The sequence below is a fragment of the Paraclostridium bifermentans genome (assembly GCF_019916025.1).
GTDB lineage: Bacteria > Bacillota > Clostridia > Peptostreptococcales > Peptostreptococcaceae > Paraclostridium > Paraclostridium bifermentans.
In genome coordinates this window covers 608,986-625,150 of record NZ_CP079737.1, presented here as the reverse complement: position 1 = coordinate 625,150, position 16,165 = coordinate 608,986, and the positions used below count along the sequence as shown (strand labels likewise).

The window sequence follows — 16,165 nt, the reverse complement described above, 5'->3', positions numbered from 1 at the left end:
TATATTTTTCTCAAGCATAAAAAAATACCAGTAGTTTCCTACTGGTATTTTTATTTATTCTATTCCTTTTAACTCATATCCTAAATCATCTATTACTGCTTTTATCATCTCATCAGATACATTATCATTTACTTCAACTACAGCACATTTATTTTCTAAGCTTATATCTATTACTTCTACACCTTTTATATCTTCTTGTAGAGCTTCTTTAAGATGTCTCACACAATTCATACAACTCATTCCATCTACTAATAATTTTTTTCTCATATGTTATCACCTCTGTAATTTTAAAATCTTAATTCTTATATACCCATATATATTATTCTTTAAAACCTAGGTTGTATATACCTTCATATATATCAAAGTCATTAGGTTTTAAATTTCCTGTTATTCTTTTATTTGTTACTAAATAATCATCAGTTATACCTAAACTTACAAATGCTACATTGTCATTAACGTATTTTTGAATAGATTTATATATACTCTTCGTATCATCTACACTCTTAGAACTTTTTAATGAATTTAGATAATTTGTTAATTTTTCATTAGTGTATCCACTGTAGTTTATTATATCTGTAGCGTCTGGCACTGATGATAATTCCCATCCAACTAACGCTAAATCATATTCCTTTTTATCTAATGCTTGAGCTAACGCATCCCCTTCAAGTTCTTCTACAGTAGATTTTATTCCCATCTCATTTAGATTTTCTCTTATTAAGTGGGCAGCTTTAACTCTTTCACTATTTTCTTTATTTACAACTATTTTTAAATTTAAATTCTTAATAGCTTCTTTTAATTTTTCACTTTTTTCTTTTTCTTCTCTTGCTTTTTTAGCTTCTTTAGATTCTTTATTTGTTTCTTCTTTCTTACTATTTTCTTCCTTTTTAGCTGCTTCTTCTTTTTTATTATTTTCTTCTTTTTTATTATTTTCTTCTTTTTTAGAAGCATCATCTTTGCCTGCAGCATTAGAATTAACTTTATCTATGTCTATTTTGCCTAAGCTTTCTTTAGCTTTTTCAACATTATATCCTATTGGTTTTATACTTGAATCATAATATTTAGACTTAGAATGTAATGGGAAATTAACATCTGATACATTCCCTAAATAAGCTTCCGATAGAATTTTCTTTTTATCTATACCATATGAAATTGCTTTTCTAAAATTGATATCATTCATTATAGGATTACTATAATTAAATATCATATATTCATATCCTCTTCCTTCATAATTAGTAATTTTAAATTCATCTTCTTGGAATTCACTTAAATCACTAATTCCAACCTTAGTTATATCACTTGATAAAGCTAAAGTCATAGAAACTTGAGCTGCCTCGTCTGGTACAATCATTACATTAATCTCTTTTTTTGCATCTTTTATTTTCTCTTTATCATAGTAATCTTCATTAAGTGTTAATACCATATTAGATTTTTTATTAAATTTAGATATTTTATATGCTCCACTTCCAACCATGTTATTTTTATAATCTTTTGACTCTGCTACATTTAATCCACTTAATTCTGATTTACTAACTATAGGAAATATTAAATTATCTATAGAAAATGCATACGGTTGAGTAAAGTGTATAGTTAAATTTTTATTATCTGTAGAAGTTACTGATGATATATTTTCAACTAAAGGTTTATACGAACTATTTTCTGACCTCTTTATTGAGTCTATTGTGAACTCTACATCATCAGATGTAACAGGCTTACCATTATGCCAGTTAACATCTTTTAATTTTATATTTATACTTCTACCGTCAGATGCCATAGAGTACTCCTCTACTAATTGTGGAACGGCATTATAGTTACTATCTATTGTAAATAAGCTATCATAAACTAAATCCAAAATATATCCAACAGATTGATTATTATTATTTATAGGATTTATTGTTTCAGGATTTACCATAGATAAATGTATATATTCTAAATTATTATTTTCACTTACATTTTGCTTTTCATTTTTGTCTTTGTTACTATCACCTTTGCCACACCCAGAAACAGCAAGCATAATAGTCATAATAACCGTCACTACTTTAATTCTTTTCATTAGCTTCTTCCTCTCCATACAATGACTTGTAAATAATATAGTTCTCTTTAACTTTGCCTAAGTAATTTTTAGTTTCATTAAATGGTATTTTATGCAATTTATTACCATCTTTACTATAAGCTTCATCATTTAACCATTTATTTACATTCCCTGATCCTCCATTATAAGCAGCTATAACTAAATCTAAATCGTTAAATTCCTTATATAACTTACTCAAATACCAACAACCTATTTTTATATTAGTTTCAGGATCAAATATATCAACTTTTCCTAATTTCAACTCATCTTGTGCCCATTTTTGAGTTATATCACTTATTTGCATCAATCCTTTGGCCTTTTTATTGGATATAGCGTTTTTGTTAAATTTGCTTTCTACTTTCATTATACTATATACTAAATTTTCATCTATTGAAAACTCTTTAGAATATGTCTCTACATATTCCTCGTATAATCTCGGATGTAATAATTTTAACACCAATTTTTGTCTTATTGATATTACTCCTAAAACTAACAACATAAAGATTATAAATATAGTTATATATCTTTTTTTATTCACACCATTTCTCCTTTATATGTGTTATTAGTTTACTTGCATCATAGATTAGCTTCTCTCTATCCCCTGAATTATCTATTATATAATCTCCAAATTTAATTTTTTCAGATTGACTCATTTGTGAATTTATACGGCTCATAGCTTCATTCTTTGTAATATTGTCTCTGTTAATTATTCTTTCTAGTTGAATATTTTCATTACATGTAATAACAACTAACTTATCTACCAAATCTAAAAAGTTTCCTTCTATCAGTAAAGCCGCATCAATTATCGCAATATCTTTATTATTTAATTTTATATTATTTATTTTTTTTATTATCTCTTTTTTTATAGCTGGATGAGTCAATGAATTTAATTCAATTAACTTTTTATCATCATTAAAAACTATTTCTCCAAGTTTTTTTCTATCTAGAGTTCCATCGTTTCTTTTTATATTATCACCAAAAGTATCAAATATCTCTTTTAGCAAATCACTGTTATTCATAATTTCTCTAGATATTAAATCCGCATCAATTATATCAAAATAGTTTTCTTCTAGAATTTTTGACAAACTGCTTTTTCCACAGCCTATGTTTCCTGTTAGTCCAATTACCAACATCTTATCACCTACTTTGTTTCATACCAAGAGTATCCGGTATTTAAATCTACATCTAAATTAACATCCATAGATACAGCATGTTCCATTTCATCTTTTACAATCTTAGATACTTCTTCTACTTCATCTTCAATGCATTCAATTATAAGTTCATCGTGAACTTGAAGCACTAATTTGGATTTTAAATCTCTTTCTTCTAATTTTTTATGCACATTAACCATAGCTATTTTTATGATGTCAGCGGCACTTCCTTGTATCGGCGCATTCATAGCCAATCTTTTTCCTAAATTTTTAAGTATTGTATTAGAAGATTTTATTTCCGGTATATATCTTCTTCTATTTAAAATAGTTTTTACGTATCCATCTTCTTTTGCTTCTTCAATTGTACTATCCATATATGATTTTATATCTTCATAAGTATTTAAGTAACTATCAATATAGTTTTTTGCTTCCTTAACTGGTATATGTAAATTTTTAGCTAATCCAAAATCACTTATACCATATACTATACCAAAGTTTACTGCTTTTGCGGCACTTCTTTGCTCACTTGTTACATCATTTATATCAATACCAAATACTTGTGATGCAGTTTTAGTATGAATATCTACGTTATGGTTAAATGCATCTATCATATGCTCATCTTGACTCATATGTGCTAGAACCCTTAATTCGATTTGTGAGTAGTCTGCATCTACTAATTTAAAGCCTTTATCTGCTATAAATACTTTTCTTATATTTCTACCTAATTCTAACCTTACAGGTATGTTTTGTAAGTTAGGATCTGTAGATGAAATCCTTCCAGTTGTTGTTATTGTTTGATTAAATGATGAATGGATTCTGTGACTTATAGGATTTATTATATTTATAAGCCCGTCTACATAAGTAGATTTTAACTTTACAATTTGTCTATATTCAGTTATCTTGTCTATAATTTCATGCTTATCACTTAAGTGTTCTAATACTTCAGCATTAGTTGAATATCCTGTTTTAGTCTTTTTAATTACTGGAAGTTCTAATTTTTCAAATAAAATAACACCTAACTGTTTTGGAGAATTAATGTTAAATTCTTCTCCTGCAAGATTGTATATGTCTTTTTCTAGTTTATCTATAGATATTTTAAATTCTTCACCTAATTCTATTAATTTATCTTTATCTACCATAACACCTTCATACTCCATATATCCTAGCACTTCTACTAAAGGCATTTCTACATGGTAAAACAGACCGTCCATATCCATATCAACTAATTTTTCTTCCATTTTAGGAGTTACTTTTTCAACTAATTGAACTATGCTTCCAATTGTATTGTCTAGTTCTTCTTTTTCTAGATCTTCATATTGTTTTGCTTTAACGCCTTTCCCTAACAATTCTTCAGATGATTTTATTTTTTGTCCAAAATAGTTCATCGCAATTGAATCATATGTATAGTTAGAGCTGCTAGAGTCTATTAAATACTCTGCTATAGCTATATCAAAGTAAATATTACTTAAAGATATTCCATAAGGTCTTAGAGCTATATAATCTTCTTTTAAGTTATATCCATAAACTCTTAAATCTTCATCTACTAATAGTTCCTTTATTTCATCTATTTGACTTTCATCAACCCAAAATAATTCTTCTCCATCAACACTTAAATAAATTTGCATTATGTTTTTTTCTAGAATATTTCCGCTTTTAGAAATAGTTTTTAATATTAGCTTTTTACTATTTTTTGCTTTGTTTATAAATTCTTTAACGTCTTCAAGTTTATTTACTATTACTTTTAATTCTTCTGCGTTTGAATCCAACCTAGCTATTAAGCTGTTGAAATCAAGTTCATTAAATACCTCTATTAGTTTTGACTTATCATAATTTCCAAATTCTAATTTTTCTAAATCAAAATCAATTGGAACATCTCTAATTATTGTAGCTAACCTTTTACTCATTATAGCAAGCTCTTTATTTTCTTCGATTTTTTTCCTAGGACTTCCTTTTACTGAATCAATATTTTCTATTATATTTTCAATACTTCCGAATTCTTTTATAAGTTTAATACCTGTAACCTCTCCAATTCCAGGTACTCCAGGTATGTTATCTGACTTATCTCCCATAAGCCCTTTTAAATCTATAAATTGAGTAGGTGTCATTCCATACTTTTCCTCAACTCCATTGAAATCATATTCTTCAACTTCTCCTACTCCTTTTTTAGTTATAAGCGTAGTTGTAGTCTTTGAAGCTAATTGAATTGCATCTTTGTCTCCTGTTACTATATAAACTTTATATCCATCTTGCTCTGCTTTTAAAGATACAGTACCTATTATGTCATCAGCTTCATATCCTTCAATTTCTAAACGATTTATATTAAATGCATCTAATAAATTTTTTAACGGTTCTAACTGTTGTTTTAATTCATCTGGCATTTTTTTTCTTCCAGCTTTATATTCCTTATACTCTAAATGTCTAAAAGTCGGAGCTTTTTTATCAAATGCAACACTAATATGTGTAGGTTTATATGTATCTATCAACTTAAATAGCATATTTGTGAAACCAAATATTGCATTTGTATGTAGCCCTTTTTTATTAGTTAAATCAGGCAATGCATAAAATGCCCTATTAACAATTGAATTTCCATCTATTATAATTAACGTTTTTTCCAAATTTATCACTCCTAATTATTTATCCTCTCTATTATTACCAATTCGTATTATATTTAATATTACCATATTATTGAATGTATATTAAGGCTAAATATATTGCAAAACGTTTTTATTACTGTTATAATAGAATTGTAACGAGCCGGTTTGCTGGAATCGGCAGACGGGGCGGACTCAAAATCCGTTGGTAGTGATACCGTGTGGGTTCAAGTCCCACAACCGGCACCAATAAGTTTTTAGAAGGGCTTCAACTATTTTGTTGAAGCTCTTTTATTTTTTCAAATAAAAAAATCACTTACATAATGTAAGTGATTTTTAAGGGAAAGTATTTTGATAGTTTTTTATTTTATTATAAAATTATTATAAATCATAAAGCTTAAAATAACCTTAAATAAATTCTAGAAATTAAATTTAATATTATTTTTTATTATTGTATTCTCTTAATAGAATTTCTTCTCCCATTTGAACTAATTTTTTAGACATAACTGCTCCTAAACTTCCAGGTATATCTTCATTTTTATTAAATGAAATATTACTTTGTTCTAAATTAAGATTCAAGGGACCTAATTCATTGGCTATTTCTAATTTCATTTCATTTAAAGCTTGCTTTGCATTACTCACTAATGGTTTATTCGCCATTTTTATGTCCTCCTTAAAGTGTCTTCTAGTATATAATTTGCAAATCAATATATTATTATTCTATAAAAACTCAATTAGAAAAAAGAGAGAATAAAATTCTCTCTTTTTTAATTACATTTGTTGTGATAATAACTTATATATTTCATATCTTTCTTTTGCATTTTCTTCTGTCATATCAAACAACTCTTGAGCTATATCTGGGAATTGTTTAGCTATAGCTGAATATCTAACTTGTCCCATTAAGAAATCTCTAAAGCTTTCTGTTGGTTCTTTAGAATCTAATGTAAACGGATTTTTACCTTCATCCTTTAATTGTGGATTAAATCTATATAAATGCCAATATCCACATTTAACAGCTTGTTCTTCATTTGCAATAGTTCTACCCATACCTTCTTTTAATCCATGAGATATACATGGTGCATAGCAGATTATAAGTGATGGTCCGTTATAATTTTCAGCTTCTATTATAGCTTTTACTAATTGATTTTTATCTGCACCTAATGAAACTTGTGCTACATAAACATTACCATATGTCATTGCCATTCTACCTAAATCTTTTTTCTTTGTTCTCTTACCTGCTGCTGCAAATTTAGCCATTGCTGCAACTGGAGTTGATTTTGAAGCTTGTCCTCCAGTATTTGAATAAATTTCTGTATCAAATACTAAAACATTAACATCTTCACCTGATGCTAGAACATGATCTAATCCACCATATCCGATATCATATGCCCATCCATCTCCTCCAAGTATCCATTGAGATCTTTTTACAAGGTAGTCTTCTAATTCTTTTATTTGATTTATTAAGGAAGAAACTTTTTCATCTGATCCTTTAGTATTGTTTATAGCTTTTTTTACGCCTTCTGATGCACAAGCTGATTCTAATCCATCATTTTTACTTTCTAACCAATAGTTAAATGCTTTTTTACTTTCTTCATCAATATTCATTCCAACTAGTTCTGTGATTAAATTTTCTATTCTATTTCTTATTTGTTTAACTCCTAAATACATCCCATATCCAAATTCAGCATTGTCTTCAAATAAAGAGTTTGCCCAAGCAGGACCTTTACCTTCATGGTTTATAGTATATGGAGTAGATGGAGCTGATCCTCCCCAAATAGATGAACATCCTGTTGCATTTGCTATCATCATTCTATCTCCAAATAGTTGAGTTACTAACTTGATATATGGAGTTTCTCCACAACCTGCACATGCTCCAGAGAATTCTATAAGTGGTTGTCTAAATTGACTTCCCTTAACGCTATTTGGGCTCATTATATCCCCTTTATCAGAAACTTGTGATACTGCAAAATCCCAATTTGGTATTTCTGATTCAGTTTGAGATTCAAGAGGTTTCATAACTAATGCTTTTTCTTTAGCCGGACATATATCTGCACAGTTTCCACATCCAGTACAATCCATAGTATCGACTTGCATTCTATATTGTAATCCTTCAAATCCTTTACCTATAGCTTTTTTCGTTCCAAAACTATTAGGTGCTTTGTTACTTTCTTCTTCATTTAATAAAAATGGTCTTATAGTTGCATGTGGACAAACATAAGCACATTGATTACATTGAATACAATTTTCTAATATCCATTCAGGTACATTTATTCCTACTCCACGTTTTTCATATGCCGCTGTACCATTAGGGAATGTTCCATCTTCTATTCCGGTAAATGCACTTACTGGTAAATTATCACCTTCTTGTGCATTCATTGGTCTTAATATGTTTGTTATAAATTCTGGCTCATTTCTATCTTCAACACTATCTTTAGCAGTTTTCCAATCTTGTGGTATATCTATTTTCACTATTGAACTCATACCTTTTTCAACTGCTTCATAGTTCATATTTACTATTTTTTCACCTTTTTTACCATATGCTTTTTTAATAGAATCTTTTAAATGATTTATAGCATCTTGTTCTGGTATTATTTTTGCTAATTTGAAAAATGCAGATTGCATTATCATGTTTATTCTATTTCCAAGACCTATTTCTTGCGCAATTTTTGTTGCATTAACAGTATAGAATTCTATATCATTTTCAGCTATATAATTTTTGATTCTAGCTGGTAAATGATTTTCTAATTCTTCTTTACCCCATATACAGTTAAGTACAAATACTCCACCTTTTTTAAGTCCTTTTAATAAATCATATTCTGTTACATAAGATTGGTTATGACAAGCAATATAATCAGCTTCATCTATAAGATAAGTAGATTTTATAGGAGTTTTACCAAATCTTAAGTGAGACATTGTTATACCACCAGATTTTTTAGAATCATATGCAAAATATGCTTGAGCAAACATGTCAGTATTATTACCTATTATCTTTATAGCTTGTTTGTTAGCTCCAACTGTACCATCTGATCCTAATCCCCAGAACTTACATCTTATAGTTCCTTCTTGTCTTATTTTAAAGTTTCTATCTACATCTATAGATTTATTAGTTACATCATCTACTATACCTACTGTAAATTGATTTTTAGGGTTACTAGATTTTAAATTGTCATATACAGATTTTATATCTGCTGGAGTTGTATCCTTAGATCCAAGTCCATATATCCCGCCTATTATCATAGGTGTTTTTTCATTTTCATAAAATGCTGATTTTACATCTAAGTATAATGGTTCTCCTATAGATCCTGGTTCTTTAGTTCTATCTAAAACACAAATTCTTTCTACACTTGATGGTATTACATCCATAAAGTGTTTTATAGAAAACGGTCTATATAAATGAACTTTTACTAATCCATATTTTTCACCTTGTCCATTTAAATAAGTTATAGTTTCTTCTATAGTTTCAGTCACTGAACCCATTGCAACTATTATGTGTTTTGCATCTTCTGGGCCAAAGTAATCAAATAAACCATGGTTTCTTCCAGTAAGTTTATTCATTTCGTTCATATACTCTTCAACTATAGGTATGATATTTTCATAATATTTGTTAGAAGCTTCTCTAGTTTGGAAATATATATCTGGATTTTGAGCCGTCCCTCTTGTCACTGGATGATTTGGAGATAATGCTCTTTCTCTAAATTCTTGTAGTGCTTTTTGATCTATTAGTTTTGCATAGTCCTCATAATCTAAAACTTCTATTTTTTGTATTTCATGTGATGTTCTAAATCCATCAAAGAAATGTATAACCGGAAGTCTTCCTTTTATAGCAGCTAAATGAGCAACTGGAGCTATGTCTGCAACTTCTTGAACAGAACTTGATGCTAATAATATACATCCAGTTTGTCTTGCTGCCATAACATCTTGATGGTCTCCAAATATAGATAAAGCCTGAGATGCAATAGCTCTCGCACTTACATGAAATACTCCAGGAAGCAATTCTCCTGATACCTTATACATGTTAGGAATCATAAGTAGTAATCCTTGAGATGCTGTAAATGTTGTTGTTAGCGCTCCAGACTGTAATGATCCATGAAATGCTCCTGCTGCTCCTGCTTCTGACTGCATCTCTACAACACTAACTTTTTGTCCAAATATATTTTTTCTTCCTTGTGCAGCCCACTCATCTACAACCTCAGCCATTGTTGATGATGGAGTTATAGGGAATATAGCTGCAACATCTGTAAATGCGTACGCAACATGTGCCGCTGCAGTATTTCCATCTATAGTAATTATTTGTTTACTCATAAATTAAGCCTCCTATATATACTTACATTATGTAATTTAGTTTTATACTCACTAATTTATTATTTACATTATTTTGTTATATATACTATAAGTAAGCAAACAAAATACTCTCTATATTTAAAATATAGAGAGTATTTTTTAATTTGACATATTTATTAATTCTTTTATCAATGAAGCATCTGAAACTTGTGTTATATCTAAAATTTTTCCCTTATCTTCAGTTACTGATACAACGAAAACTGTATTATTATTTTTACTTTGTAAAATATAATAATTTATAATTTTTTCTTTGTTTTTACTATATGCAACCGCATTTGGCATATCTAAGCTAGTATCTCTAACTAACTCTTCAATATTTTTACCTATATAAGACTTTATTGATTTTAAATCAACTTTACTAGAATCAATAAATGATTGGTCATTATAAAAATCAACTATTACGTTAGCCGACCTTGCCTTTTGAGGTAAATCTTCAAATCCAGAAGAGAACCCAACAAATTCATCGCTTTCTACATCAACAACCTTGTCTTTGCTTATATCTACATATAAAGCACTACTTTCATACCCTTCTTTTGGATATACCATTTCAATATTTAGATTTTTTAAAATTCCTTCTTTATCTAAATGTTCAAACTCCCCATATTTTTCTGTATTTATATAATATGTCGTCATATATGGATCTCCCATAGTATCCATAACATATTCATAATTTTTCCCCATAACTTCACTAACATCATTTTGAATTTTAGTTATATTTTTTTGTTGCGTAGCTTTGTCTACTTTTTTTCCACTTTTCATACTGCATCCTGAGAACATTAGTATGACTATTAGCATGATGCTAATTAGCAAACTTTTTTTCATACACTAATCCTCCTAAATTTACTTATATCTAATTATATATTATTTATTTACATTAAATAACCTAAAAAGTTATATTGTAATATTTTTGTAAGACTTATTCCGTATATTGACATTTAATTTTTATTTTATCCTAGATACTTTTTTGTGTGTTATAATATGTAAGGACATATTTAGGGGGAGGATATTTTTATGGACTTAAAACAACTTGAAGTTTTTGTAGCTGTAGCTAAATATAATAGCTTTTCTAAAGCTGCTAAAGAGCTTTTTCTTACACAACCTACAGTTAGTGCCCATATTCAAAATCTTGAAAAAAGCCTTGATACAGTACTAGTTAATAGAAATAATAAAGTAATTACACTTACAAAGGCAGGCGAAATATTATATGAACACGCTATTTATATTTTAAATAATTGCAAAAAAGCTGTTTATGATATAAAGGAATATAGCGGAAAGATAGAAGGGGTCATAGATCTTGCATGTAGTTCTATACCTGAAACATATATACTTCCTGACTTTTTAAAAAGTTTTTATACTAATTATCCAAATGTTAAGTTTAGTATAAGTCGTTATGATTCTCAAGATGCTATATCAGAAATTTTAAATGAACGTATAAGTTTTGGATTTGTAGGTTCTAAGGTAAACAATAAACAAATTGAATATATAGATTTAATAGATGATGAGCTAGTTTTAATTGCTCCTAAAAATTTAATTATAGAAAATGAAAATGGTTTTATTGATATAGAAAAACTTTATAATTTAAAATTCATAATGAGAAAAGACGGTTCTGGGACTCAAAGTATCGTGATTAATAAGTTAAAATCAAACAAAATACCGCTTAATAGCTTAGATACAATTGCTTACGTTGAATCTAATGAATCAATAAAAGAAATGGTTAAGTTAGGACTTGGGGTTTCATTTGTATCTTACACTTCAATTATTGAAGATATAAACTCAAATAAGTTAAACTTCTACAAAATTAAAAATATGAGTTTTGATAGAAAATTTTATTTTATATACTCTAAGAAAAAAGCTTTTACTCCTCTTGAGTATAAATTCTTAGATGGAGTATGTGACTATTTTAATTTAGAACATATAAAAAAAGATAAGTGATTAATCACTTATCTTTTTTTATATTAAGCTTCTATTTCATAGAAAGCTTTATATCCTTTATACATTTCATATATATCTGCTTTAGATACTATCTCATATGGAGCATGCATATTTAATACACCAACTCCACAGTCTATTACTTCTGCACCATATTCAGCTAATATGTAAGCGATAGTTCCACCGCCACCTTGGTCAACTTTACCAAGTTCTGATATTTGCCAAACAACATTAGCTTTATCAAATATTCTTCTTACTTCTGAAGCAAATTCAGCGTTAGCATCATTGCATCCACCTTTACCTCTTGCGCCTGTGTATTTAGTTAAAGCTAAACCATGTCCCATGAAACATGCATTTCTCTTATCTAAAACATCTGGGTATGTTGGATCAAATCCAGCTGAAACATCAGCTGATAAAACTTTTGAATTTGCCATAGCTCTTCTTACTTTAAGATCACAATAATCTCCTTGTAAGTTTATAAGTTCAGCTACTGCATTTTCAAAGAATTTAGATTGCATTCCTGTATTTCCTTGAGATCCAACTTCTTCTTTATCTACACATAATGCTACTGCAGTATATTTTGGATTTTCAATATCAAATATAGATTTTACAGCTGCATATGAACAAACTCTATCATCATGACCATAAGCTAGAACCATTCCTTTATCAAATCCTAAATGTCTAGCTTTACCAGCTGGAACAATTTCTATCTCAGCTGTTAAGAAATCTTTTTGAGTCATATTATATTTTTCATTTAATAATTTAAGTACATTAGCTTCAACTGCATCTTTCTCTTCACCTTCTAATGGCATATGCCCTACTAAAAGATTTAAGCCTTCACCAGTTACTCCATCAGCTAATTTTTTTTGCATTTGATCTCCTGCTAAATGTATTAATAGATCTGTTATGCAAAATACTGGATCATTATCATCTTCACCTATACATATATCAACTTTAGTTCCATCTTGTAGTATAACTACACCATGTATTGCAAGTGGTAATGCTGTCCATTGATATTTTTTTATTCCACCATAATAGTGAGTTTTGAAAAGAGCTAAATTTCCATCTTCATATAATGGATTTGGTTTTAAATCTAATCTTGGAGAATCTATATGTCCCCCAACAATTCTCATTCCTTTTTGTAATTCTTCTTGTCCAATTACGAATAAAGCAACGCCTTTATCTTTATTTTCTGCATATACTTTAGTACCTGCAGTTAAACATTCTGATGACATCGCATCGTTTATTGATATAAAACCATGTTCTTTAGCTTGTCTTATTATCTCTCTTGCTGAAGTTCTTTCTGTTTTACCTGCATCTAGGAACTTCATGTATTCATTTGAGTAATTCATCACAGCATCAAGTTCTTTGTTTTCTTTAATTTGTTCCCATGCATTTTTAAATTCATGTCTTAAATTCATACTTAATACTCCCTTTCTTTATTAAAATACCCTCGTGATAATTATAGCACACTTGCATTTGTCAAATGTTAAATTTTTCTAGTTCTTTTTGTTTTTCATTGCTTCTTCATATTCCTCTGGTGAAACTACTTTTATGTTTTCTAATCTTGATCTAAAATGACCTCTAAAATGTTCTAAATATTCTTTTCTTAAGCCTTCTCTTTCTTTATGTTCATCTTCAGTTAAGCCTTCACCTTTATGCTTTTTTGCTAATTCATTTATTCTATTTAATTTCTTTTTATCAAATTCGTTATTCATATTATTCACTCCTAAAAAAATAATTTATTTTCTTTAAATTCTTCTGTATTTTTGTAGCATTTTAAAAATTCATCTATATTATCCGATATTATATATATTCCCTTTTGTATTTCATCTAAGCTTGTTTGTGCAATATTTATTCTAAAAAATCTATCGTCTATAGATGTGTCAAAGAAGTGTCCACCTGATAAAATAGCTACTCCTTTTTTTCTTAAGAATTTACTAAATGCTTTTGCTGAGTATCCTCTTGGTAATTCCAAAAAGAAATTTATCCCTCCTGTAGGTACTTTTAATTTAAGTTTATTAGCTAATTTGCTTTGTATAAGTTCTAGTGCTAATTTAAATTTTTCATAATAAGCATACTCTACATTCTTTATGTAGTTGTTCCAGTTGAAGTTTTCCATATAATAATACATAGATCTTTGAATTATACCTGATGTTGATATATCTGAGGAATACTTTGCCCATAGTATTTTATTTAAAATTTCATTAGGCATTTCAACTAATCCTATTCTAATTCCTGGCATAAGTAATTTTGAGAAACTTTTTATATAAATTACTCTTCCCTTATCATCATAACTTCTTAGAGGATAATGCTCTGTTGATTCAAATTTCAAATCGCTCATAAAATCATCTTCTAATATATAAAAATCATATTTTTCAGCTAATTCAATTAGCTTTTTCTTTTTATATTCTGAGTAAGATATTCCAGTTGGATTTTGGTAATTAGGCATTGTATAAAGTATCTTCGGTCTTATTTTTTCAAGTTTTAACTTAAGTATACCTATATCTATTCCATCTTCTAACATCGGTATACTTATAATTTTTGACCCTCTATTTTTAAATACTTCAAGTGCACCTCTGTAAGTTGGTTCTTCAACAAATACTAAATCTGAGTAATTTATTAAACCTTTACAAACTATGTCTATACCTTGTTGAGCTCCAGATATAATTTGTATATTATCTTTATTAGTATTTATATTTAGAGTTTTTAAGTATTCTACGAGTTTAGACCTTAACTTTATAAACCCTAATCCATCATCATATTCAAACATTGAATTTCCTTCTTTTTCAAGAGCTATATTTATGGATTTTTTAAACTCTTCTACTGGAAACATATCTATTGAAGGATTCCCATTGTCAAATCTAATTATTCCTTCTATAAGTGTGTTTTCATCACTATTTGCTTTTACTCTAGTGTCTGACACAAATGTTCCACTACCAATAATTTTATATACATATCCTTCTTTTTCTAGTAATTCATATGCCTTTACTATTGTAGTGTTATTAACATTTAATAGCTTTGCTATAGATCTTATAGGTGGAAGCTTTTTATTTACTTCTATTTCATTATTTATAATCATTGTTTTTATATGATTATAAATTTGTAAATACTTTGGACTATTATCTTCTATTACTAACTTATATTTATCCATTTAATCACCACTTCAAATGATATTGTTATACATGTGTTTATTGATGCCTATAACTATATTTGATATTATTATGTATATATAATACCAAAATTTATAAAAAAAGGGGATACTAATTATGTACTACGATTATCATATGCATTCAAACTTTTCCGGAGATAGTCAAACACCTATGGAAGATATGGTCAAAAAATCTATTGATTTAGGCTTAAAGGAAATCTGTTTTACTGATCATGTTGATTACGACATAATAAGTGATGTTCCATTTGAAACAGACTATATATCTTACTTAAAAAGTATTGATAATCTTAAAGATAAATTTAAAAATCAAATTACTATAAAAAAAGGAATTGAAATGGGAGTTCAACCTCATATCATAGAAAAATGCTCAAATGATATAAAGAACTATCCATTCGATTTTGTTATATGTTCAATGCATGCAATAGATAAAATTGATTTGTACAATGGAACTTTCTTTAATGATAAATCTCAACACGAAGCTTATGAAAAGTATTATGAACTTTTATATTATATAGTTAAAAATTATAAAGACTATTCTGTTTTAGGACATCTTGATTTAATTAAGAGATATGGAGATTACAATGAAGAACTTGATGATAAACTTTTTTCTGATATATTAGAATCAATTTTAAAAGAAGTTATTCATAGTGGAAAAGGTATAGAAATAAACACGTCATGTTTTAGATATGGTTTAAAAGACTTAACTCCTTCAAACTATATACTAAAAATGTATAAAGAACTTGGTGGAGAGATAATAACTACTGGTTCTGATTCTCATATCCCATCTCAAGTAGCTTATAAGTTTGACTATATATATAATAGACTTGATGAACTTGGATTTAAATACATATCAACTTTTGATAAAATGAAACCTCAATTTGTAAGTATAAAAAGCATTTTAAATAAATAGAAA

The 16,165-nt window shown here is 28.1% G+C and carries 13 protein-coding genes and 1 tRNA gene; 3 read left to right on the top strand and 11 right to left on the bottom strand.

The features are described from left to right. Positions 1–54 precede the first annotated feature (54 nt). Genes KXZ80_RS03060 through polA form a run of 5 tightly spaced genes read right to left on the bottom strand, consistent with a single transcriptional unit; the run spans position 55 to position 5,834 of the window. Complete coding sequence (locus KXZ80_RS03060; RefSeq protein ID WP_021432031.1) at positions 55–267, bottom strand: heavy-metal-associated domain-containing protein; 213 nt, start codon at positions 265–267, stop codon at positions 55–57. Between the two features lie 52 nt (positions 268–319). After that, the gene (locus KXZ80_RS03055; RefSeq protein WP_021432030.1) at positions 320–2,050 is read right to left on the bottom strand and encodes an ABC transporter substrate-binding protein; all 1,731 of its coding nucleotides are present in this window, start codon (positions 2,048–2,050) and stop codon (positions 320–322) included. Continuing rightward, positions 2,037–2,606, bottom strand: a complete 570-nt coding sequence (locus tag KXZ80_RS03050) for a lytic transglycosylase domain-containing protein (RefSeq protein ID WP_021432029.1) — start codon at positions 2,604–2,606, stop codon at positions 2,037–2,039. Before KXZ80_RS03050 ends, KXZ80_RS03055 begins: the two co-directional genes overlap by 14 nt. Beyond that, the gene (coaE, locus tag KXZ80_RS03045) at positions 2,599–3,201 is read right to left on the bottom strand and encodes a dephospho-CoA kinase (protein WP_021432028.1); all 603 of its coding nucleotides are present in this window, start codon (positions 3,199–3,201) and stop codon (positions 2,599–2,601) included. The genes KXZ80_RS03050 and coaE overlap by 8 nt, the downstream gene beginning before the upstream one ends. Before the next feature lie 8 nt (positions 3,202–3,209). Beyond that, positions 3,210–5,834 carry a DNA polymerase I gene (gene polA / locus KXZ80_RS03040; RefSeq protein ID WP_021432027.1) on the bottom strand — a complete coding sequence of 875 codons (2,625 nt, stop codon included), beginning with the start codon at positions 5,832–5,834 and terminating at the stop codon, positions 3,210–3,212. Positions 5,835–5,972: 138 nt separating this feature from the next. Here polA and KXZ80_RS03035 point away from each other — a divergent pair. Further along, positions 5,973–6,059: transfer RNA gene (locus tag KXZ80_RS03035), tRNA-Leu, on the top strand. A gap of 189 nt (positions 6,060–6,248) precedes the next feature. Here the strand turns inward: KXZ80_RS03035 and KXZ80_RS03030 are convergent. From KXZ80_RS03030 to KXZ80_RS03020, 3 genes are all read right to left on the bottom strand, one after another. Continuing rightward, positions 6,249–6,470 (bottom strand): small, acid-soluble spore protein, alpha/beta type, encoded by a 222-nt coding sequence (locus KXZ80_RS03030; protein WP_021432026.1) that lies wholly within the window; start codon positions 6,468–6,470, stop codon positions 6,249–6,251. A gap of 111 nt (positions 6,471–6,581) precedes the next feature. Next, positions 6,582–10,112 (bottom strand): pyruvate:ferredoxin (flavodoxin) oxidoreductase, encoded by a 3,531-nt coding sequence (gene nifJ / locus KXZ80_RS03025; RefSeq protein ID WP_021432025.1) that lies wholly within the window; start codon positions 10,110–10,112, stop codon positions 6,582–6,584. A gap of 138 nt (positions 10,113–10,250) precedes the next feature. Then, entirely contained in the window at positions 10,251–10,973 is a 723-nt protein-coding gene (locus tag KXZ80_RS03020; protein ID WP_021432024.1) for a hypothetical protein, read from the bottom strand. A gap of 189 nt (positions 10,974–11,162) precedes the next feature. Here KXZ80_RS03020 and KXZ80_RS03015 point away from each other — a divergent pair, with 189 nt between their 5' ends. Next, complete coding sequence (locus tag KXZ80_RS03015) at positions 11,163–12,083, top strand: selenium metabolism-associated LysR family transcriptional regulator (RefSeq protein WP_021428582.1); 921 nt, start codon at positions 11,163–11,165, stop codon at positions 12,081–12,083. Between the two features lie 23 nt (positions 12,084–12,106). Here KXZ80_RS03015 and KXZ80_RS03010 read toward each other — a convergent pair whose 3' ends face one another. From KXZ80_RS03010 to pdxR, 3 genes are all read right to left on the bottom strand, one after another. After that, entirely contained in the window at positions 12,107–13,501 is a 1,395-nt protein-coding gene (locus KXZ80_RS03010) for an aminopeptidase (RefSeq protein WP_021432023.1), read from the bottom strand. A gap of 78 nt (positions 13,502–13,579) precedes the next feature. Next, on the bottom strand, positions 13,580–13,798 hold the full coding sequence (locus tag KXZ80_RS03005; protein WP_021428585.1) for a DUF896 domain-containing protein: 219 nt from the start codon (positions 13,796–13,798) through the stop codon (positions 13,580–13,582). Between the two features lie 11 nt (positions 13,799–13,809). Then, positions 13,810–15,234 carry a MocR-like pyridoxine biosynthesis transcription factor PdxR gene (pdxR, locus tag KXZ80_RS03000; protein WP_021432022.1) on the bottom strand — a complete coding sequence of 475 codons (1,425 nt, stop codon included), beginning with the start codon at positions 15,232–15,234 and terminating at the stop codon, positions 13,810–13,812. Between the two features lie 115 nt (positions 15,235–15,349). Between pdxR and KXZ80_RS02995 the strand changes: the two genes are divergently transcribed. Beyond that, positions 15,350–16,162: a histidinol-phosphatase HisJ family protein gene (locus KXZ80_RS02995; RefSeq protein WP_021432021.1), complete on the top strand. Its 813-nt coding sequence runs from the start codon at positions 15,350–15,352 to the stop codon at positions 16,160–16,162. The last annotated feature ends 3 nt before the right edge of the window (positions 16,163–16,165 follow it).

What these genes read in the sequence shown, in the direction of transcription:
- KXZ80_RS03060 (WP_021432031.1), bottom strand. Translation starts at nt 267, where the DNA reads ATGAGAAAAAAATTATTAGTAGATGGAATGAGTTGTATGAATTGTGTG.
- KXZ80_RS03055 (WP_021432030.1), bottom strand. Translation starts at nt 2,050, where the DNA reads ATGAAAAGAATTAAAGTAGTGACGGTTATTATGACTATTATGCTTGCT.
- coaE (WP_021432028.1), bottom strand. Translation starts at nt 3,201, where the DNA reads ATGTTGGTAATTGGACTAACAGGAAACATAGGCTGTGGAAAAAGCAGT.
- KXZ80_RS03030 (WP_021432026.1), bottom strand. Translation starts at nt 6,470, where the DNA reads ATGGCGAATAAACCATTAGTGAGTAATGCAAAGCAAGCTTTAAATGAA.
- nifJ (WP_021432025.1), bottom strand. Translation starts at nt 10,112, where the DNA reads ATGAGTAAACAAATAATTACTATAGATGGAAATACTGCAGCGGCACAT.
- KXZ80_RS03020 (WP_021432024.1), bottom strand. Translation starts at nt 10,973, where the DNA reads ATGAAAAAAAGTTTGCTAATTAGCATCATGCTAATAGTCATACTAATG.
- KXZ80_RS03015 (WP_021428582.1), top strand. Translation starts at nt 11,163, where the DNA reads ATGGACTTAAAACAACTTGAAGTTTTTGTAGCTGTAGCTAAATATAAT.
- KXZ80_RS03010 (WP_021432023.1), bottom strand. Translation starts at nt 13,501, where the DNA reads ATGAATTTAAGACATGAATTTAAAAATGCATGGGAACAAATTAAAGAA.
- KXZ80_RS03005 (WP_021428585.1), bottom strand. Translation starts at nt 13,798, where the DNA reads ATGAATAACGAATTTGATAAAAAGAAATTAAATAGAATAAATGAATTA.
- pdxR (WP_021432022.1), bottom strand. Translation starts at nt 15,234, where the DNA reads ATGGATAAATATAAGTTAGTAATAGAAGATAATAGTCCAAAGTATTTA.
- KXZ80_RS02995 (WP_021432021.1), top strand. Translation starts at nt 15,350, where the DNA reads ATGTACTACGATTATCATATGCATTCAAACTTTTCCGGAGATAGTCAA.